Source organism: Chloracidobacterium sp. (assembly GCA_016720705.1).
Lineage (GTDB): Bacteria > Acidobacteriota > Blastocatellia > Pyrinomonadales > Pyrinomonadaceae > OLB17.
In genome coordinates this window covers 18598-37408 of sequence record JADKKB010000006.1, presented here as the reverse complement: position 1 = coordinate 37408, position 18811 = coordinate 18598, and the positions used below count along the sequence as shown (strand labels likewise).

24 protein-coding genes are annotated in these 18811 nt (G+C 52.6%); 20 read left to right on the top strand and 4 right to left on the bottom strand.

Features of this window, described 5'->3' with window-relative positions:
* Nucleotides 1-4 precede the first annotated feature (4 nt).
* Complete coding sequence (locus IPQ00_07325) at nt 5-391, bottom strand: helix-turn-helix transcriptional regulator (protein ID MBL0240370.1); 387 nt, start codon at nt 389-391, stop codon at nt 5-7.
* A 116-nt stretch (nt 392-507) separates the two neighbouring features.
* Here IPQ00_07325 and IPQ00_07320 point away from each other — a divergent pair, with 116 nt between their 5' ends.
* The 8 genes from IPQ00_07320 to IPQ00_07285 all read left to right on the top strand — a co-directional run bounded on the left by IPQ00_07320 (nt 508) and on the right by IPQ00_07285 (nt 8167).
* A complete protein-coding gene (locus IPQ00_07320; GenBank protein MBL0240369.1) occupies nt 508-1662 on the top strand; it encodes a toprim domain-containing protein in 1155 nt (384 codons plus the stop codon).
* Nucleotides 1595-3145: a hypothetical protein gene (locus tag IPQ00_07315; protein MBL0240368.1), complete on the top strand. Its 1551-nt coding sequence runs from the start codon at nt 1595-1597 to the stop codon at nt 3143-3145. The genes IPQ00_07320 and IPQ00_07315 overlap by 68 nt, the downstream gene beginning before the upstream one ends.
* Nucleotides 3146-3675: 530 nt before the next feature.
* Entirely contained in the window at nt 3676-4299 is a 624-nt protein-coding gene (locus tag IPQ00_07310; protein ID MBL0240367.1) for a tyrosine-type recombinase/integrase, read from the top strand.
* Nucleotides 4300-4518: 219 nt separating this feature from the next.
* Nucleotides 4519-5460 (top strand): tyrosine-type recombinase/integrase, encoded by a 942-nt coding sequence (locus tag IPQ00_07305; protein ID MBL0240366.1) that lies wholly within the window; start codon nt 4519-4521, stop codon nt 5458-5460.
* Between the two features lie 113 nt (nt 5461-5573).
* Nucleotides 5574-6434 (top strand): hypothetical protein, encoded by an 861-nt coding sequence (locus IPQ00_07300; protein MBL0240365.1) that lies wholly within the window; start codon nt 5574-5576, stop codon nt 6432-6434.
* Complete coding sequence (locus tag IPQ00_07295) at nt 6431-6961, top strand: hypothetical protein (protein ID MBL0240364.1); 531 nt, start codon at nt 6431-6433, stop codon at nt 6959-6961. The genes IPQ00_07300 and IPQ00_07295 overlap by 4 nt, the downstream gene beginning before the upstream one ends.
* The gene (locus IPQ00_07290) at nt 6940-7854 is read left to right on the top strand and encodes an RHS repeat-associated core domain-containing protein (GenBank protein ID MBL0240363.1); all 915 of its coding nucleotides are present in this window, start codon (nt 6940-6942) and stop codon (nt 7852-7854) included. The genes IPQ00_07295 and IPQ00_07290 overlap by 22 nt, the downstream gene beginning before the upstream one ends.
* Before the next feature lie 13 nt (nt 7855-7867).
* Nucleotides 7868-8167, top strand: coding sequence for a hypothetical protein (locus tag IPQ00_07285; GenBank protein MBL0240362.1), 300 nt, complete (start codon nt 7868-7870; stop codon nt 8165-8167).
* 32 nt (nt 8168-8199) lie between these two features.
* Here IPQ00_07285 and IPQ00_07280 read toward each other — a convergent pair whose 3' ends face one another.
* Nucleotides 8200-8484, bottom strand: a complete 285-nt coding sequence (locus tag IPQ00_07280; protein MBL0240361.1) for a hypothetical protein — start codon at nt 8482-8484, stop codon at nt 8200-8202.
* 216 nt (nt 8485-8700) lie between these two features.
* Between IPQ00_07280 and IPQ00_07275 the strand changes: the two genes are divergently transcribed.
* The 10 genes from IPQ00_07275 (at nt 8701) to IPQ00_07230 (ending at nt 15562) form a co-directional block, all read left to right on the top strand.
* Nucleotides 8701-9429 carry a hypothetical protein gene (locus IPQ00_07275; protein ID MBL0240360.1) on the top strand — a complete coding sequence of 243 codons (729 nt, stop codon included), beginning with the start codon at nt 8701-8703 and terminating at the stop codon, nt 9427-9429.
* A gap of 84 nt (nt 9430-9513) precedes the next feature.
* Nucleotides 9514-10065, top strand: a complete 552-nt coding sequence (locus IPQ00_07270) for a toprim domain-containing protein (protein ID MBL0240359.1) — start codon at nt 9514-9516, stop codon at nt 10063-10065.
* Nucleotides 9974-11338 carry a DNA primase gene (locus tag IPQ00_07265; protein MBL0240358.1) on the top strand — a complete coding sequence of 455 codons (1365 nt, stop codon included), beginning with the start codon at nt 9974-9976 and terminating at the stop codon, nt 11336-11338. The genes IPQ00_07270 and IPQ00_07265 overlap by 92 nt, the downstream gene beginning before the upstream one ends.
* Nucleotides 11339-11432: 94 nt before the next feature.
* Complete coding sequence (locus IPQ00_07260; protein MBL0240357.1) at nt 11433-11576, top strand: hypothetical protein; 144 nt, start codon at nt 11433-11435, stop codon at nt 11574-11576.
* Between the two features lie 305 nt (nt 11577-11881).
* The gene (locus IPQ00_07255; GenBank protein ID MBL0240356.1) at nt 11882-12097 is read left to right on the top strand and encodes a site-specific integrase; all 216 of its coding nucleotides are present in this window, start codon (nt 11882-11884) and stop codon (nt 12095-12097) included.
* A gap of 73 nt (nt 12098-12170) precedes the next feature.
* Nucleotides 12171-12851 carry a tyrosine-type recombinase/integrase gene (locus IPQ00_07250; GenBank protein ID MBL0240355.1) on the top strand — a complete coding sequence of 227 codons (681 nt, stop codon included), beginning with the start codon at nt 12171-12173 and terminating at the stop codon, nt 12849-12851.
* Between the two features lie 219 nt (nt 12852-13070).
* Nucleotides 13071-14012, top strand: a complete 942-nt coding sequence (locus IPQ00_07245; protein MBL0240354.1) for a tyrosine-type recombinase/integrase — start codon at nt 13071-13073, stop codon at nt 14010-14012.
* Nucleotides 14013-14125: 113 nt separating this feature from the next.
* Nucleotides 14126-14509, top strand: a complete 384-nt coding sequence (locus tag IPQ00_07240) for a hypothetical protein (GenBank protein ID MBL0240353.1) — start codon at nt 14126-14128, stop codon at nt 14507-14509.
* A gap of 122 nt (nt 14510-14631) precedes the next feature.
* On the top strand, nt 14632-15234 hold the full coding sequence (locus tag IPQ00_07235) for a hypothetical protein (GenBank protein ID MBL0240352.1): 603 nt from the start codon (nt 14632-14634) through the stop codon (nt 15232-15234).
* A gap of 25 nt (nt 15235-15259) precedes the next feature.
* The gene (locus IPQ00_07230; protein MBL0240351.1) at nt 15260-15562 is read left to right on the top strand and encodes a hypothetical protein; all 303 of its coding nucleotides are present in this window, start codon (nt 15260-15262) and stop codon (nt 15560-15562) included.
* A gap of 388 nt (nt 15563-15950) precedes the next feature.
* Here IPQ00_07230 and IPQ00_07225 read toward each other — a convergent pair whose 3' ends face one another.
* Both IPQ00_07225 and IPQ00_07220 read right to left on the bottom strand, forming a co-directional pair.
* A complete protein-coding gene (locus tag IPQ00_07225; GenBank protein MBL0240350.1) occupies nt 15951-16151 on the bottom strand; it encodes a hypothetical protein in 201 nt (66 codons plus the stop codon).
* A 68-nt stretch (nt 16152-16219) separates the two neighbouring features.
* A complete protein-coding gene (locus tag IPQ00_07220) occupies nt 16220-16495 on the bottom strand; it encodes a transposase (GenBank protein MBL0240349.1) in 276 nt (91 codons plus the stop codon).
* 556 nt (nt 16496-17051) lie between these two features.
* Between IPQ00_07220 and IPQ00_07215 the strand changes: the two genes are divergently transcribed.
* Both IPQ00_07215 and IPQ00_07210 read left to right on the top strand, forming a co-directional pair.
* A complete protein-coding gene (locus IPQ00_07215; GenBank protein ID MBL0240348.1) occupies nt 17052-18212 on the top strand; it encodes a VCBS repeat-containing protein in 1161 nt (386 codons plus the stop codon).
* A 13-nt stretch (nt 18213-18225) separates the two neighbouring features.
* Nucleotides 18226-18765 carry a hypothetical protein gene (locus tag IPQ00_07210; GenBank protein MBL0240347.1) on the top strand — a complete coding sequence of 180 codons (540 nt, stop codon included), beginning with the start codon at nt 18226-18228 and terminating at the stop codon, nt 18763-18765.
* The last annotated feature ends 46 nt before the right edge of the window (nt 18766-18811 follow it).

The window sequence follows — 18811 nt, the reverse complement described above, 5'->3', positions numbered from 1 at the left end:
AAACTCACGCCTTTTGCTTTTCGGCTTGTCTTTGCTGACTAATAAAGGCTTCGAGGACGGCGGCGATCTTTTGCTGTTGTGAGCGGGGCAGATCATTGGCCTGCTCGAATAGCTGTTTCATTCTACCGGTCGGTCCCGTTCCTCTTTTCTTTTCTTCCTTTTCTCCCATCAAATCCGACACCGAGATGTTCAGCACGGCGGCGAGTTGTTCAAGCTGGTCGGGCCGGAGAGCGACCGGGTGACGTTCCCAGTAAGCATAGGCGCGTTGTGAAAGGCCGAGCTTGTCGGCAAGCTGCTGCTGCGACAGGCCAGCCGCGACGCGCACAAGATAAAGCCGTTCGCCGAAAGCGGTTCTTTCCTTTTTCGCGGGTCTTCCGCCTTGCGAGATCATCGGGTCATTGTAAACCCGCCTTTCGAGAGTTAGCCGTAATGCTTGCATGGTTAGAAGTATTATGTATAATCTGACATCAAGTCAAATTCTTCAAATAATACTTGACAGCTTTTTCTATGGCAATCGAAAACGAGGACATTCTGGCATTGAAGCAAAACATCAGCCTGGCCGGTGTGGTTCGCTCTCGCGGAGTCGAGTTGAAAAAGAAAGGGCGGCAGCTTTGGGGGCTTTGTCCGTTTCATGAAGATACGGAGCCGTCGTTTGCCGTCGATGAAAGAAAAGGCTTGTGGAACTGCCTGGGCAAATGCGGCGAGGGCGGGGACGCGTTCAGCTTTGTGATGAAAGCGGACGGGATCGGCTTTGCGGAGGCCTTTGCTTTATTGCAGGAAATTGAACCGCAGAGACGCCGAGACGCCGAGGAGGATAAGCAACTGACCACTGATAACCGGCCACAGACCACTGCTTTGGAATATCTGGAGAAAGCCGTCAGCTACTATCACAAATCGCTGGTGAAAAATGAGAAGGCGATCGCTTATTTGCAAAGTCGCGGGATCACGCCGGAAGCGGTCCGGGTCTTTCGCCTGGGCTATGTTGACGGCACACTGCGCGGGCGTGTGAACCCGGACGGTCGTAGGAGTCTCGAATCACTTGGACTTTTGAATGAGAAAGGCAATGAGACGATGTACGGCTCGGTGGTCTTTCCGCTCGTTGACGCGGGCACGAATCAAGCAGTCGGTCTTTACGCCCGGCACACGGAAAAGCAGCAGCACTTGTATCTTTCGGGCAAGCGGCGAGGGCTTTTCAATCCGGCGGGAGCAAAAGAGACGGACGAGATCGTCCTGACCGAGAGCGTGATCGACGCTTTGGCTCTGTGGTCGATCGGCATCAGGAATGTGACTTGTGCCTACGGCGTGAACGCTCTGACGGATGAGATCCTCGCGCACCTGCAGGAATCCCGGATCAGACGAGTCGTGCTAATGCTCGACGCGGACGATGCGGGCCGCGAAGCCGCCCTAAAGTTCGCCGAGAAGCTATCGGCAATCGGCATAGAAAGCCGCACGGTCGATCTTCCGGCAAAAGACGCATCGGAGTTCGTTGTAAATGGCGGAACGCTTGAGGCGGTCCAAAGACTTATTGAACCGCAGAGACGCGGAGACGGAGAGACGGCGGAAACGCGGGCCGCAGGGAGTGTGCCTTTGCCCGATGGAACATTGCAGATCGTTCTCGACAATCGGGAATACAGAGTGCGGGCTGACGGGCGTCGGACTTGAGAAGCTGAAAATAAACTTGCGTCTTAATGTGGGGAATCTCTTTCACCTGGACACGCTCGATCTTTATCAGGCAAGAGCGAGGGCGAACTTCGCGCAGATAGCCGCCAAGCATTGCCGCGTGAACGAATCTGTTATCAATGCCGATCTACTTTCGCTGATCGAAACGCTCGAAGCCGAAAGGCTGTCGATGCGAAAGACCTCGACCAATGAAGCGGAATCGACGGCGGCGATGACCGAGGCCGAGAAGCGGGAGGCGATAGCTTTCCTGAAAGACGAAAAGCTGTGTGAGCGAATAGTGGAGGACTTCCGGCGGTGCGGTCTGGTGGGCGAACGCTCGACGGTGTTGACGGCTTACCTGGGGTCGATCAGCCGGAAACTGACGGAACCGCTTGCCCTGCTTATCGTCGCCCGTTCGGGTGCTGGCAAATCGGCATTGCAGGACGCTCTCTGTGCGTTTGTGCCGCCGGAGGAGCTTGTCAGGGTTACGAGGCTGACCGGCCAGGCTCTTTTCTACAAAGACCCTTATTCATTGCAAAGAAAGATGCTGGTGATCGCCGAGGACGAAGGAGCGATGCAGGCCGTCTACTCACTTAGGACGCTTGCCTCGGATCAGAGGCTTTCGATCGCGGCGACCCGGACGGACCCGGCGACCGGGAAACTTTCGACGGAACATTACGAAGTCTTTGGACCCGTTGTGATCGTGATAACGACGACCTCAGCCGAAGCGTTCGACGAGGAGACCCGCAGCCGCTTTGTGCAGCTTTCGATGAACGAATCGATCGAGCAGACGCGGATCATTCTTTCACAGCAGCGGCATCAGCACAGTCTTTCGGGAGTGCTGGAAAAGGCGGAATCGGAAGAGATCAAACGGCTGCATCACCACGCCCAAAGAATGCTCAAACCGCTGGCCGTCGTCAACCCTTTTGTCGAACATCTGACCTACCCCAGCGAAAGACTCATCCACCGCCGAGAGCAAAGAAAGTATCTCTCGCTTATCAACTCGATAGCACTTCTTCACCAATATCAAAGAGAGATCAAAACCGCGAAACGCGGCGAGATCGAGATCGAATATGTCGAGGTCGAGCTGTCCGATATTGCACTCGCGAACGAGCTGGCCGAGGAGATCCTCGGCAAGGCAATGGACGAGCTGAAGCCGCCCGTGCGTGGAATGTTCGAGGCGATAAGAGAAGCGTGTAAGAGACGAGCGGAAGAACTAAAGATCAAGGCTTGCGATGTCCAACTTACACGCCGGGAGATACGCGAGACGACCGCATGGAGCGACTGGCAGGTGAGGATGTATTGCCAGAAGCTGGTCGAGATGGAATATCTCTGGGCGATCCAGGCGGTGAACGGAAAGCCGAGCGTGTACCAGTTGGCGAGCGATGCGGAGAGCGAGGTGCAAAGCCTGCGCGGACTGACCGGAGTTGACGAGTTGAAAACGCGACTAAAGGACGCGGCTAAAGAGAAAGCGGCGAGTCGATAGGCCAAGCGGTGAAGGTGCGTGTAAGTAACGCCCGCCGTTGTTCGCTTCGGATGCCTTCGCTCCCGGTCGCTGCCGTCATCCGATAATCCTAAAAAACACTACGGACATAAAAAGCTCATTATCGTACGCCGTCCGCTCCGGCTCTCTCGCTCCGCGGGCGCTCGTTCCTCGCAGACCGCTTCGCTCGTTCGCACGGCTATCGGGTGAACTCGGGGCGGCCTGATGGTGACGTTGAAAAGAAGACGAAGCGGCTAAAGAAAAAAGCCGGACGCCCGACAGCAAACCTTGTGGACCTTGTGGTAAAAAAGGCGACCTTGAGGGTACCTTGTGGTGGTCGAATCACAAGGTTAATTGCAGACAGAAAAGAAACTTAAGCCGACCTTGTGGTCAGTGGAGAAGCTTTTAAAGGGGAAAAATAAAAGCAAAGGTCGTGTTGGAGCAACTCCCACTGAATGCGGCTAAAGAAAAACACTCATCGATCATCTGCTTTTCTAACAGTTGATTGTTGAGTAAGGAGGCATTGGCGCGAGATGTGGACGGAGAATCAAAAGCAAAAACTGGAGCTTCTAAGAGGCCGCTTTATCGAATATCTGATGGCTGTAAACTACTCGCCGGCGACGCTTGTAAACTACAGTCGGGACGCTGGAATCTTTCTCGATTGGCTGACGGAAAACACCGCCTTGAACTCCATCGCCGACGTGACGGCCGCGCATCTTTCGCAGTATCAGATAACGGGTACGCTTCGGATCGAGCACGGCAAAGGAAATGAGACGCGGCTGGTGCCGCTCACTCAATCGTCGCAGACAGCCTTGAAGCTCTATCTCGAACAGGCGCGTACCGCTTTTGCATCCCAGCCGGGACAGATCCGCTTGTTCGTCTCGTCGCGTTCGGGCGGGCCGCTGGACGTGGACGACATACGCCGGATCGTCCGCAAATGGACGAAGAACGCCAACATAAAAAAGAACGTCACGCCGCACACGATGAGGCATTCATGTGCCACCCATCTGCTCAAGGGCAGGGCTGACATACGGCAGATACAGAAGCTTCTCGGACACCGCCGCCTGTCGTCAACCGAGATCTACACGCATGTCGAACTGGGCGATCTGGCTGAGGTCATCAGCCGCTGTCATCCCAGAGAAAAAAGCGGTCGATAACGGTAAAAAGAGCGCCAAAAACGCGGGTCTGAAAAATGTGCGAAACGGCTCCCAGCCTGTACGACAGGATAGACCAAGATCCACCGTTTGTAATCGGACTAAATGAGGCAGCAGCACGGGTTACGCATTGTCACCAAAGTTACAAACCGCAACTTATTGCGTAAAGCTTCTCGTTAAAGGTCTTACGCTGTCACTTCTGTATACAAAACGCCATCGAATGTGAACAAAGAGATCGAAAAATACCTCTCGGAACTCGAAGCCAAAGGCTACTCGAAGGACCTCCGAAGATCGAGCGAGAGAGTGCTGAATAACTTGCAGCTTTACCTGCAGGAAGCCTGGCTGATAAAGCGCTGGAACGAGGCCGAGGAAACGCACCTGAACTCGTACCTTGTTCACCTCAAGAAATACACCGACCAGAAGGCATCATCCTTAAGACAAACCGTGTCGAGGATCAGACGCTTTTTCCAATGGCTTTACACATCGAATAAAGTGCTTGCGAACATCGCCGAGACCTTCGATCTTCCCAAAGCCGGACACACATTGCCGCACGTCCCGACCGAAGCCGAAATATCGAAGATCATCGAGCAATGCGACACCGAAAAAGCGATCGGCGTTCGGAACCGCGCCATCCTCGAAACCCTCTACGCCTGCGGCATCCGTCACGGCGAGCTTTATCGTCTCAATATGAGAGACTTCGACGGCAGAACTTTGCGAATCCGCGAGGGCAAAGGCAAAAGAGAACGCATCGTTCCTCTGACGACGACCGCCACGGAATGGCTGGAAAAATATATTGCGACGGCACGAGTAGAGCTTATGAGCGGAGCGTATTGGGGAAAGGGCCGAAGCCGGAAGAAAAGACCGGTCACGAATCCGTCCGCTTTGTTCCTGTCGGTCACGGGCAGAAGGCTCTCCTATCCGCAGATATGGAGCATCGTAAAGAACGCTTCGGAAGCGGCCATGATCGACGCGACCGTTCACACCTTCCGCCACGCCTGCGCGACCCATCTTCTCCGGCACGGAGCGGGCCTTCGCCACATCCAGAAACTGCTCGGACACGAGAGCCTAGACACGACACAAATATACACGCACGTCGAGATCTCGGACATAAAAAAAGCGGTCGGCAAAGCAACTGAAAACCTAAGAAAAGCCTCGAATAAATAGCTGAAAAGGGCGTTCGCAGTTATAATAAAAAACTGGCACAAAAGCCGCTTTTTCTTTAGCTGCAAGCCGCTGATCTTTGATAACAAAAACGCCGCAAAGCGCGATGCGAGACAATCCCTAATTGCGCGTTCATAACCGGCTATGAACGTGATATTGAATCAGAGCTAGACTTTGCGCAGGCTCGCTACTACAACAACCAGCATGGACGCTTCACCTCAACGGACCCATTGCTTTCGACTGGCGAACCGGATGATCCTCAAACTTGGAATCGTTATGTTTACGCTTTGAATAGCCCTTTGTACTATACGGACCCGACAGGATTGTATGTTTGCAAAGGTAACGAGGAGCAATGTAAGCAATTTGCGGCTCGACTAGCCGAAGGCAAAGAATATCTTAAAAAGGTCGGCGACAAATATGGGGTGGATTCTGACAAGTATAAGCAGGTTTCAAATGCGCTAAATGCTTATGGAGAAGATGAAACAGGTAAGGATAAAAATAATGGGGTTTTTGTATCTTTTGACCGGAAGAAAGGTGGAGGAAATACGGAAGGAACATTCGATAAGGACGGCAAACTTACAGGTATCAATGTAAGTTTAAATGCTTCGGATTTGAAAAACAAAAACAGTTTTCATGCAGTTGTAGGCCATGAAGGTGATCACGTTAATTATTTTCAAACCGTCGGCAACAATACGAACGACAAGCGGAATTTTGAGTACGGAGGGCATTTCGTTCAATCCCTATTAGGTGAAGCACAGTTTGGTCAATTTGCTAACGGACGTTACTGGGCTACTGACGACAATGCTAAGCAATATGATATTTGGAACTCAAGTTGGGAAGGTCCAGATAGAGAAACGCTCCGAACAAGCGCGATAAATAAATGGCTCGATGTTCCAACAAATCAAGGTGGTTATGGACCAAACCCACCACCTCCACCAAAACCAAAGCCCACCCGTCAACGGAGGAAAAAAGGATGAAAAAATCGCTAGTTTTTCTTGCAATCATTGTTTCCGCTGTTTTTTCAATTTTGGTGGAGGCTCAAACGAGAGAAAGGACAAGTAAAGACGTACGTTTGGTTAAAGATCGGCCAAATGTCTATGTGAGTTTTGAACGCGAAGAATCATGGAAAGCGCTTAAAAAGTGGGAAAGTAACAGAAGAGTCTTTCTGCGCTTTCATAACAATTCAATATGGCACGTCGGGGCTTGCATGTGGGATGTTTCAAAAGAGTATGGCGACAAAGATTTAACTTACGATATCGAGAGATTCAAAAAGACAGGTGGTGAAACTCCTATAAGCACGGATCCGGAAGGTAGCTGTCCGCGAGTATTCATTGAACCTGGCAAATCAATATTATTTAGTGTTCCACGCGAGCATTTAGCAGAAGGTTTAGCTATAAAGGTTCAGTTTCGGTATGAATGGGAAAGTGATCCTGACGGATTTGCGAGTGAACTTGAGCCGAAACACTATGCGTATTTTTATTCATCGGATATTCCGAAAAAGTAAAGCGATCTCGCATCCGCAAGCAATTCACCGGCTATGAACGGGATAATGAGACAGATCTCGACTTTGCTCAGGCAAGAATGTATGCGAAAAGTTTGGGGCGTTTTACAACACCTGATCCGTTAATGGCATCCGCCATGCGCGGAATCCCCCAAACATGGAATCGATATGCTTATGTAACTAATTGCCCGCTTACCTGTATCGATCCTACAGGGATGTTTATGGAATGGGTAAAAGATAAGGATGGAGCCCCTCTCTGGGTTCCACATGACGAGTATGTTGCGAAGGAATCCGAACGCAGCAAGTTGGCGTTGTGGACTGATTCGAACGAACTTAAGTATAAATCGACTGAAGGTGTAGTTGAACTCGACCCGGCAGGACCGAGTGAAAACTTACCGCAAGGCTGGACGCTTGACGGGGTGCCCGTTGGTGATCCAGCCGAGCCAGGACTTCAGCCTGCGCCAGCGGGAGAAAATAATGCAGAGAGTACTGCAACTGATACTCCACCTTTGGCAATGAGTTCAAGCGGAGACCCTAGACGAAACTGGTTTTCTATGTACTCTGACGCCCATTCTCGGCGTTCAAGAGGACAAGCGTTATTTCCAGATATCCGGGGGTTAGATGCGGAACGTCATCGTTGGGCGACTCGCCAAACCGCGTTGCTCTGGGGAACAGGCACAGCAAGAACTTTTGGCGTGCTAAACGAGGTGCAAGGATTCATTTTTCATGACCTCGGACCTCTAATCAATGATGCTGCAAGATCCTATCCCTCAGGAATATTTATTTCTACGCGGCAGAATTGGGCTTTTCAATGGTCAGATCTGCAACATAATGAACGCGGAATTAGGGAGGCTAACATAATTATGAACCAACCTAAAAGCAATATTCCGAAGTAATGCGAGGAGGGATATGAAGAAAGCCAACAACTGCAAGAGATACCTTTATCTTTCAACGCTTCTTTTTCTAGCAGTCGTTACCTTTTCGTGTGGACGGTTGAGTCAGAGAACCGCAAATGAAAGGTTTTTGAAAGAACATCCGACTTACACTATCGTTTTCTCAGAAACTGGTGAAGGCTGGGAAGGTGTTGGGTATCATCATTTCGCGTTCAAAAAGCCAAATGATGAAAATGTTTACAAAGAGGTCTGGACCTTTATCCAACAAGATGACGGAACATGGAAGGTTACCGGTCGGTGGACTCCGAAAGAATGAAGACAGATAAAAACCAAAAGGCGTGAGAAAACTCACGCCTTTTGCTTTTCGGCTTGTCTTTGCTGACTAATAAAGGCTTCGAGGACGGCGGCGATCTTTTGCTGTTGTGAGCGGGGCAGATCATTGGCCTGCTCGAATAGCTGTTTCATTCTACCGGTCGGTCCCGTTCCTCTTTTCTTTTCTTCCTTTTCTCCCATCAAATCCGACACCGAGATGTTCAGCACGGCGGCGAGTTGTTCAAGCTGGTCGGGCCGGAGAGCGACCGGGTGACGTTCCCAGTAAGCATAGGCGTTGTGAAAGGCCGAGCTTGTCGGCAAGCTGCTGCTGCGACAGGCCAGCCGCGACGCGCACAAGATAAAGCCGTTCGCCGAAAGCGGTTCTTTCCTTTTTCGCGGGTCTTCCGCCTTGCGAGATCATCGGGTCATTGTAAACCCGCCTTTCGAGAGTTAGCCGTAATGCTTGCATGGTTAGAAGTATTATGTATAATCTGACATCAAGTCAAATTCTTCAAATAATACTTGACAGCTTTTTCTATGGCAATCGAAAACGAGGACATTCTGGCATTGAAGCAAAACATCAGCCTGGCCGGTGTGGTTCGCTCTCGCGGAGTCGAGTTGAAAAAGAAAGGGCGGCAGCTTTGGGGGCTTTGTCCGTTTCATGAAGATACGGAGCCGTCGTTTGCCGTCGATGAAAGAAAAGGCTTGTGGAACTGCCTGGGCAAATGCGGCGAGGGCGGGGACGCGTTCAGCTTTGTGATGAAAGCGGACGGGATCGGCTTTGCGGAGGCCTTTGCTTTATTGCAGGAAATTGAACCGCAGAGACGCCGAGACGCCGAGGAGGATAAGCAACTGACCACTGATAACCGGCCACAGACCACTGCTTTGGAATATCTGGAGAAAGCCGTCAGCTACTATCACAAATCGCTGGTGAAAAATGAGAAGGCGATCGCTTATTTGCAAAGTCGCGGGATCACGCCGGAAGCGGTCCGGGTCTTTCGCCTGGGCTATGTTGACGGCACACTGCGCGGGCGTGTGAACCCGGACGGTCGTAGGAGTCTCGAATCACTTGGACTTTTGAATGAGAAAGGCAATGAGACGATGTACGGCTCGGTGGTCTTTCCGCTCGTTGACGCGGGCACGAATCAAGCAGTCGGTCTTTACGCCCGGCACACGGAAAAGCAGCAGCACTTGTATCTTTCGGGCAAGCGGCGAGGGCTTTTCAATCCGGCGGGAGCAAAAGAGAGACGGACGAGATCGTCCTGACCGAGAGCGTGATCGACGCTTTGGCTCTGTGGTCGATCGGCATCAGGAATGTGACTTGTGCCTACGGCGTGAACGCTCTGACGGATGAGATCCTCGCACCTGCAGGAATCCCGGATCAGACGAGTCGTGCTAATGCTCGACGCGGACGATGCGGGCCGCGAAGCCGCCCTAAAGTTCGCCGAGAAGCTATCGGCAATCGGCATAGAAAGCCGCACGGTCGATCTTCCGGCAAAAGACGCATCGGAGTTCGTTGTAAATGGCGGAACGCTTGAGGCGGTCCAAAGACTTATTGAACCGCAGAGACGCGGAGACGGAGAGACGGCGGAAACGCGGGCCGCAGGGAGTGTGCCTTTGCCCGATGGAACATTGCAGATCGTTCTCGACAATCGGGAATACAGAGTGCGCGGGCTGACGGGCGTCGGACTTGAGAAGCTGAAAATAAACTTGCGTCTTAATGTGGGGAATCTCTTTCACCTGGACACGCTCGATCTTTATCAGGCAAGAGCGAGGGCGAACTTCGCAGATAGCCGCCAAGCATTGCCGCGTGAACGAATCTGTTATCAATGCCGATCTACTTTCGCTGATCGAAACGCTCGAAGCCGAAAGGCTGTCGATGCGAAAGACCTCGACCAATGAAGCGGAATCGACGGCGGCGATGACCGAGGCCGAGAAGCGGGAGGCGATAGCTTTCCTGAAAGACGAAAAGCTGTGTGAGCGAATAGTGGAGGACTTCCGGCGGTGCGGTCTGGTGGGCGAACGCTCGACGGTGTTGACGGCTTACCTGGGGTCGATCAGCCGGAAACTGACGGAACCGCTTGCCCTGCTTATCGTCGCCCGTTCGGGTGCTGGCAAATCGGCATTGCAGGACGCTCTCTGTGCGTTTGTGCCGCCGGAGGAGCTTGTCAGGGTTACGAGGCTGACCGGCCAGGCTCTTTTCTACAAAGACCCTTATTCATTGCAAAGAAAGATGCTGGTGATCGCCGAGGACGAAGGAGCGATGCAGGCCGTCTACTCACTTAGGACGCTTGCCTCGGATCAGAGGCTTTCGATCGCGGCGACCCGGACGGACCCGGCGACCGGGAAACTTTCGACGGAACATTACGAAGTCTTTGGACCCGTTGTGATCGTGATAACGACGACCTCAGCCGAAGCGTTCGACGAGGAGACCCGCAGCCGCTTTGTGCAGCTTTCGATGAACGAATCGATCGAGCAGACGCGGATCATTCTTTCACAGCAGCGGCATCAGCACAGTCTTTCGGGAGTGCTGGAAAAGGCGGAATCGGAAGAGATCAAACGGCTGCATCACCACGCCCAAAGAATGCTCAAACCGCTGGCCGTCGTCAACCCTTTTGTCGAACATCTGACCTACCCCAGCGAAAGACTCATCCACCGCCGAGAGCAAAGAAAGTATCTCTCGCTTATCAACTCGATAGCACTTCTTCACCAATATCAAAGAGAGATCAAAACCGCGAAACGCGGCGAGATCGAGATCGAATATGTCGAGGTCGAGCTGTCCGATATTGCACTCGCGAACGAGCTGGCCGAGGAGATCCTCGGCAAGGCAATGGACGAGCTGGCGCCGCCCGTGCGTGGAATGTTCGAGGCGATAAGAGAAGCGTGTAAGAGACGAGCGGAAGAACTAAAGATCAAGGCTTGCGATGTCCAACTTACACGCCGGGAGATACGCGAGACGACCGCATGGAGCGACTGGCAGGTGAGGATGTATTGCCAGAAGCTGGTCGAGATGGAATATCTCTGGGCGATCCAGGCGGTGAACGGAAAGCCGAGCGTGTACCAGTTGGCGAGCGATGCGGAGAGCGAGGTGCAAAGCCTGCGCGGACTGACCGGAGTTGACGAGTTGAAAACGCGACTAAAGGACGCGGCTAAAGAGAAAGCGGCGAGTCGATAGGCCAAGCGGTGAAGGTGCGTGTAAGTAACGCCCGCCGTTGTTCGCTTCGGATGCCTTCGCTCCCGGTCGCTGCCGTCATCCGATAATCCTTTTTATGTCCTTCGTAAAAAACACTACGGACATAAAAAGCTCATTATCGTACGCCGTCCGCTCCGGCTCTCTCGCTCCGCGGGCGCTCGTTCCTCGCAGACCGCTTCGCTCGTTCGCACGGCTATCGGGTGAACTCGGGGCGGCCTGATGGTGACGTTGAAAAGAAGACGAAGCGGCTAAAGAAAAAAGCCGGACGCCCGACAGCAAACCTTGTGGACCTTGTGGTAAAAAAGGCGACCTTGAGGGTACCTTGTGGTGGTCGAATCACAAGGTTAATTGCAGACAGAAAAGAAACTTAAGCCGACCTTGTGGTCAGTGGAGAAGCTTTAAAGGGGAAAATAAAAGCAAAGGTCGTGTTGGAGCAACTCCCACTGAATGCGGCTAAAGAAAAACACTCATCGATCATCTGCTTTTCTAACAGTTGATTGTTGAGTAAGGAGGCATTGGCGCGAGATGTGGACGGAGAATCAAAAGCAAAAACTGGAGCTTCTAAGAGGCCGCTTTATCGAATATCTGACGGCCGTAAACTACTCGCCGGCGACGCTTGTAAACTACTCTCGCGATGCACGGGTCTTCCTCGATTGGCTGGTGGAAAACACCGCCTTGAACTCAATCGCCGACGTGACGGCCGCATCTTTCGCAGTATCAGATCTCGCTTTACCGGCTTGAAACGGAAGACGAAAAAACGGGCCGGAAAAGGCAGAGGCTTTCATCGGGAGCACAGGCCAACAAACTGGCGGCGATGAAGCGGTTCTTTCTCTGGCTGTGGCAGGAGGGCGTCATCGTTCACAACCCGTCCGCGTCGATCCAGATGCCGAAGCAGCCGAAGATGCTCCCGCGAAATATCCTCACCCCCGCCGAAGCGAAGCGGCTGATCGAGAGCATCCCGATAGAGAAAGCGAGAGACATTCGCGACCGCTCCATTCTGGAGGTGATGTACGCAACCGGCATCAGGAGAGCGGAGCTTGTGAGCCTTACGATCTACGATGTGGAGATGCAGACGGGTACGCTTCGGATCGAGCACGGCAAAGGAAATGAGACGCGGCTGGTGCCGCTCACTCAATCGTCGCAGACAGCCTTGAAGCTCTATCTCGAACAGGCGCGTACCGCTTTTGCATCCCAGCCGGGACAGATCCGCTTGTTCGTCTCGTCGCGTTCGGGCGGGCCGCTGGACGTGGACGACATACGCCGGATCGTCCGCAAATGGACGAAGAACGCCAACATAAAAAAGAACGTCACGCCGCACACGATGAGGCATTCATGTGCCACCCATCTGCTCAAGGGCAGGGCTGACATACGGCAGATACAGAAGCTTCTCGGACACCGCCGCCTGTCGTCAACCGAGATCTACACGCATGTCGAACTGGGCGATCTGGCTGAGGTCATCAGCCGCTGTCATCCCAGAGAAAAAAGCGGTCGATAACGGTAAAAGAGCGCCAAAAACGCGGGTCTGAAAAAATGTGCGAAACGGCTCCCAGCCTGTACGACAGGATAGACCAAGATCCACCGTTTGTAATCGGACTAAATGAGGCAGCAGCACGGGTTACGCATTGTCACCAAAGTTACAAACCGCAACTTATTGCGTAAAGCTTCTCGTTAAAGGTCTTACGCTGTCACTTCTGTATACAAAACGCCATCGAATGTGAACAAAGAGATCGAAAAATACCTCTCGGAACTCGAAGCCAAAGGCTACTCGAAGGACCTCCGAAGATCGAGCGAGAGAGTGCTGAATAACTTGCAGCTTTACCTGCAGGAAGCCTGGCTGATAAAGCGCTGGAACGAGGCCGAGGAAACGCACCTGAACTCGTACCTTGTTCACCTCAAGAAATACACCGACCAGAAGGCATCATCCTTAAGACAAACCGTGTCGAGGATCAGACGCTTTTTCCAATGGCTTTACACATCGAATAAAGTGCTTGCGAACATCGCCGAGACCTTCGATCTTCCCAAAGCCGGACACACATTGCCGCACGTCCCGACCGAAGCCGAAATATCGAAGATCATCGAGCAATGCGACACCGACAAAGCGATCGGCGTTCGCGATCGCTCCATACTCGAAACCCTATACGCCTGCGGCATCCGTCACGGAGAGCTTTACCGCTTGAATATGCGCGACTTCGACGGCAGGACCTTGCGTATCCGCGAAGGCAAAGGAAAGAGAGAACGCATCGTTCCCCTGACCGAAAACGCAGCCCGATGGATCGAGAGATATATCGCCACATCGCGCGTCGAACTGATGAGCGGAGCCTACTGGGGAAAAGGCCGAAGCCGGAAGAAAAGACCGGTCACGAATCCGACAGCTTTGTTCCTTTCCGTTACGGGCAGGCGCCTCTCGTATCCGCAGATATGGAGCATCGTAAAGAACGCTTCGGAAGCGGCCATGATCAACGCGACGGTCCACACCTTCCGGCACGCCTGCGCGACGCATCTTCTCCGCCACGGAGCGAGCCTCCGCCACATCCAAAAACTGCTCGGACACTCCAGCCTCGACACGACCCAGATCTACACCCAGGTCGAGATCTCGGACATAAAAAAAGCGGTGGGCAAAGCAACTGAAAATCTCCGGCAAACCTCAAACAAATAGGTTAAAAAGCCCTGTCGAGTTATAATAAAAACTTGGCACGAAAGCCGCTTTTTCTTTAGCCGCTTCTTTAGCTCTTTGAAAACACATCAAGCCGCAATGCGCATCGCACGGAAATCTCGAATTGCGCGTTCATAACCGGCTACGAAAAGGACAATGAAACCGGCCTAGACTTTGCCGAAGCCAGAATGTACGAAAATCGGTACGGTCGCTTCACAGCCGTTGATCCACTGCTGGCCTCCGGCAAATCGGTCAATCCACAGACTTTTAATCGCTACGCTTATGTCTTGAACAGCCCGTTGATATTTACCGATCCCGATGGTTTACAGACAGGCTTTGCAAGCGGGAAAGTGTATATCAACAGTGCCGGAAATCAAGTAAGGATTTTCCCCGGCAAGCCCCGACCGGGGTTTAAGGAATTGACTTACGATATTTCGACCACCACCAGAATACGAGGTGTAGCTCACCACATGGACGTTACCCCAATGGCTGGACAATAGGTAACAGAGTCGATGGAAAAACGTTTGAGCGACGAGCCCCTGAACGGAAATCAGCTACGCCGGTTGAGAATGGAGCAATACGCGCTCTTTCAACCGGTGTTTCTAATGGAGTCGATGACGCCTTGACTGGGATTCCCAAAGGCATAGGCAACGCCCCGGCGGTTGGCTTGAACGGATTGACTTTCTTAGCTGCGAACAGCGGCCCCGCCCTCTTCTATTTCAGAGGCTCTAACCCTTTTGCCGTGCCGATGATTTTTCCTTATGCTAATCCGAGGGAAGCAAGTTACGGATCAGCCGGCAGCACAGCCGCGCTCATGGCTCCCGGTGTCGTCACCGGCGTGTTTGGCAGGGCATCATCTTTGCCTTCGGTTGTACCGGGAAATGCGGTAACGAATCCTGTACCATCTACATTAGCAAGAGTAATCCCTGGTGAAGGAAACTTCTCAACGCTTGGACGTCCATCTGAATCTCGTGTTTTTGTAACAGCGGCTGAGGATATTGCAGGAATTAACAATGCCTCGGATATGGCAACGCGTCTAGGAGTTTATCCGAGCGGCCGGTTTACGATCATCGAATTTCCTGCGCCGCAAACGGGAATTGCTTCCCCAATTAGTGGAGGCAATGAATTTTTTGTTGGGTTTGGTCGGACCTCAGGCGGGGCGAGAGAGTTTACAATTCCCAACGGTCCTATTCCATGTAACGCAACGATTAGAACAATTTGTTAGAGGAAATAAAAAGGGCAAAATTGCTATGCTAGAACTACTTACAAGCGAGAAGGAACTGATCGGAAAGTGGATTATACGGGAGAATAACATCGGTGGCGACGCTGTACTGGAGAGAATCGAGTGGTTGGTAAAAAATCGCCTTGAGAAGATTGGGACAGATGAATCGGGATGGGACACGCTCTTTCAGGATCCGTCTGATGGGCGTTTTTGGGAGCGAATTTATCCTGATAGTTATATGCAAGGTGGCGGGCCTCCAGCACTAATATGCCTGAGTGTCGACGAAGCCCGGAGAAAATACTCTGATCTGTTTAAGTCCACTGTTGACTGATATTTCGACGGATTTGAGCGAGGCTTTTTGAGTCCTAAGCCATAAATAATTATGCTTCGAGAGTTCAAAAGTGGGTCGATGATCGAGCCGAGGAATTTCAACAGACTGGCTTGCGAAAAGCCTTTCACAAGCCAACGTCTAAAACTGGTGCATATCTCGATAAAGACTCTGAGAAGTATGTTGCGAGAATCACCCTATGGGAATCAATGGAGCTTCAATTCGAAGCAATGGATGTTATTTCAGGTGAACAGGCAATTTGGGAATATAATCAAGTCCGCGACTCTGATGAGGTCTTAACCTTGAATTCTGCATTTATCGCCCGACTAAGATAAATCGAACGGTGGCGGTGCCAAGTGAGCAACTTCCACCGTTAATCTGAGCCGAGAACTTATTCAGCTTCATTTCGCAATAAACCGAGGTTGTCACGCTTGTGATTCCAGCCTTTTTCCTCTCTCCGCAGCATCGTGTGAAACTTCCCGAATCCCATCTCAAGATGCAATCCCGCAAGTCTCGCCAGAGCCTCTTCGATCTCCGTATCCTTATTTGCCCTATTCCTGCGATAGTGAAACACGGTCCTCGACAGTTTCATCAACGAACATGCCCGCCTCTCGCTTATCAGGTGCTTCGCCCTGATGTGCGTCACCACAACACGCTTCTCTACCGCTCCCAGGGCTTTTTTTCGATCACGTCCTTTAACACACGGTGATCTAGTGCAAGCTCCGCATACATCCGCTTTAATTGCCGGTTCTCTTCTTCCAGCTCACGCATCCGCCGGATGTCAGATGCCTCCATCCGTCCGAACTTTGACTTCCACTTGAAATACGTCGCCGTTGATATCCCCGCCTCCCGGCATACCTCCGCCACCGTCCGTCCCCCTTCAACCTGCTTCAGGATCCCTATTACCTGCGTCTCACTGAACTTCGATCTCGTCATTTCCAGTCCTCCTCCTACTTCCTATTCTGACCGGAAACTGTATTTCTGTCTGGTACTATATTATGAGAGGTTTAGCCCTTGGGCTTTGAGCTCAACGATTTTCTGTATTTTCAAAGCCGCCGTCTTTGGGCGACCGTGCGGACTACCGCGTTCGCGAGCACTCGCGATCCCGGCGTTCACGCGTTCATGAATCATATCCCTCTCAAATTTCTCAAAGGTCGGAACAAAGAACAACACTTGTGAGTGCTGCGCCGTCGCCCGTGCTCAGGGAATGCGTCAGCGTTTTGGCCTGCCGTTCGATTTGTATCGATCAAAAAGAATATCGGCAGTTGTGACCTTGGTCACATACGCGGTGTGACGTTGGGCGTTTACTGTTGGCATAACGAACGATCATCGAGCCGATATGTCGGCAAAGCGTTGTTCGTAAAACGGCGCAGAACGGTTTTTTGATATTTGCGTTTGAAGGCTCCGAACTCCTGAGTAGAAATGCGCCCAAAAAGGACTTCCCTGCCCCACTAACAAGAATGCATTTCTCTATTTCTCAGGAGGAGCGTATATGTCCCGAAATAAGCGTAGACCTGTTCGGCAGGTAGCGGTCGATGACACAATGGGCGGCAGTGGTTTGTTCCCTGTCCTGCGGAGTCGCCTTGCAGCTATCGGTGCTGTCTCGATCATTCTGATGGTCGGCATCGGCATCTTCGCAAAAAGCGGGTGGCTGCCAGGCACTGATTCCCTGACCGGCCAGCGGACCGGCTGGTTTGGCAAAGCATTGCCAAAGAATGCTTCGAGCAGTTGGAACCCTTTCGCGGCACCTCTTCCGACGCCGACACCTCAGCTTGCGAAGGAACTAGTCTATGCAGCCAGCAGGCTTCTCAGCGTAATTGACGCCAACGCCAACGAGACGCCGCCGGCGGATCTTGCGGTTTGGCGGCCGTCAAGCGGGACCTGGTACGTATACAACCTCGTGACCTCGGCCTGGACATCTTACGCCTGGGGCAACAGCACCGACACGCCCGTCCAGGGCGACTTCGACGGAGACGGCAAGACCGACTTTGCCGTGTTCAGGCCTTCGACCAACGTCTGGTGGATCGCGACCTCCGGCAACAGCAGCTATTACACGGTGACTTTCGGAGCCAGCGGCGACACACCCGCGGTTGCCGACTTCGACGGCGACGGCAGGACGGACGTTGCGGTCTTCCGGCCTTCGACAGGAGTCTGGTACATCTCCAGATCATCCGACAGCGGTACGACGACAGTGACCTACGGCGTCAACAACGACATCCCGACACCGAGGGACTATGACGGCGACGGCAAAGCCGACATCAGCGTCTGGCGGCCCTCTGCCACTTCCTTCTACACACTCCGAAGCTCCGACACGACCACACAGCAGGTGACGTTCGGCAACGATGGCGACACGCCCGTCTCAGCCGATTTCGACGGCGACGGCAAGGCCAACTACGCCGTCCGGCACAATGCCGGTTGGATCATAATGAATGCCGCGTGGACCTCGACCACGACGACCACTCCGACCGGTGACGCCGCCGGTGACATGCCCGTCGCAAACGATTTCGACGGCGACGGCAAGGTCGATATCGCCGTCTGGCGTCCTTCAAACGGCAACTGGTACATCCGCAAATCCGGCTCATCAAACGCCCTCCGCCAAGAAGCCTGGGGCATGAACGGCGACAAACCGGTCCCCGCTCTATGGAGAAGATAAAAGGAGGCACAACATGAAAAAACTCACACTTACTATCGTCATAATATTGGTTGCCTTCACCTTAGGGTTTTCACAGCAGCCTGATAGAGGATTTCGAGCCGCGAATACATATGCTGCGACGGGTATTGAGGTCATCAATACCACGAATGGCAACCTGATGTTGAATATCCCGTTGGCATCATTGCCGGCAGGTCGCGGAACAAGTCCCGGATATACCGTTTCGCTGAATTACAACAGCAAACTATTTGATTCTGTTCATACAACACGCGAGGACGGATATCCCGACGAATACGGGAGCAGCTACTTCTCAACTGACACCGTGACCTTGAGTGATAACGGCGGCTGGAAACTCCCCGTCGGATATCAGCTTCAGATAACTGACCGACGAAACCTGGAAACGACAGATGTATGCCATATGCACGATCCGGTCGAGCACCTTTCGTTTGTTTGGAAGGTCGAAATGATCATGCCTGATGGTAGCGTTCGGACGTTTTTCCCGTTGCGCCCTATGGCGTATTTATTGGTACGGGAACGGACGGATATTCAAACGTGAACTATAATGGTGAGGTCCTCACGGCAATTCAAGGTACGCATCCCGG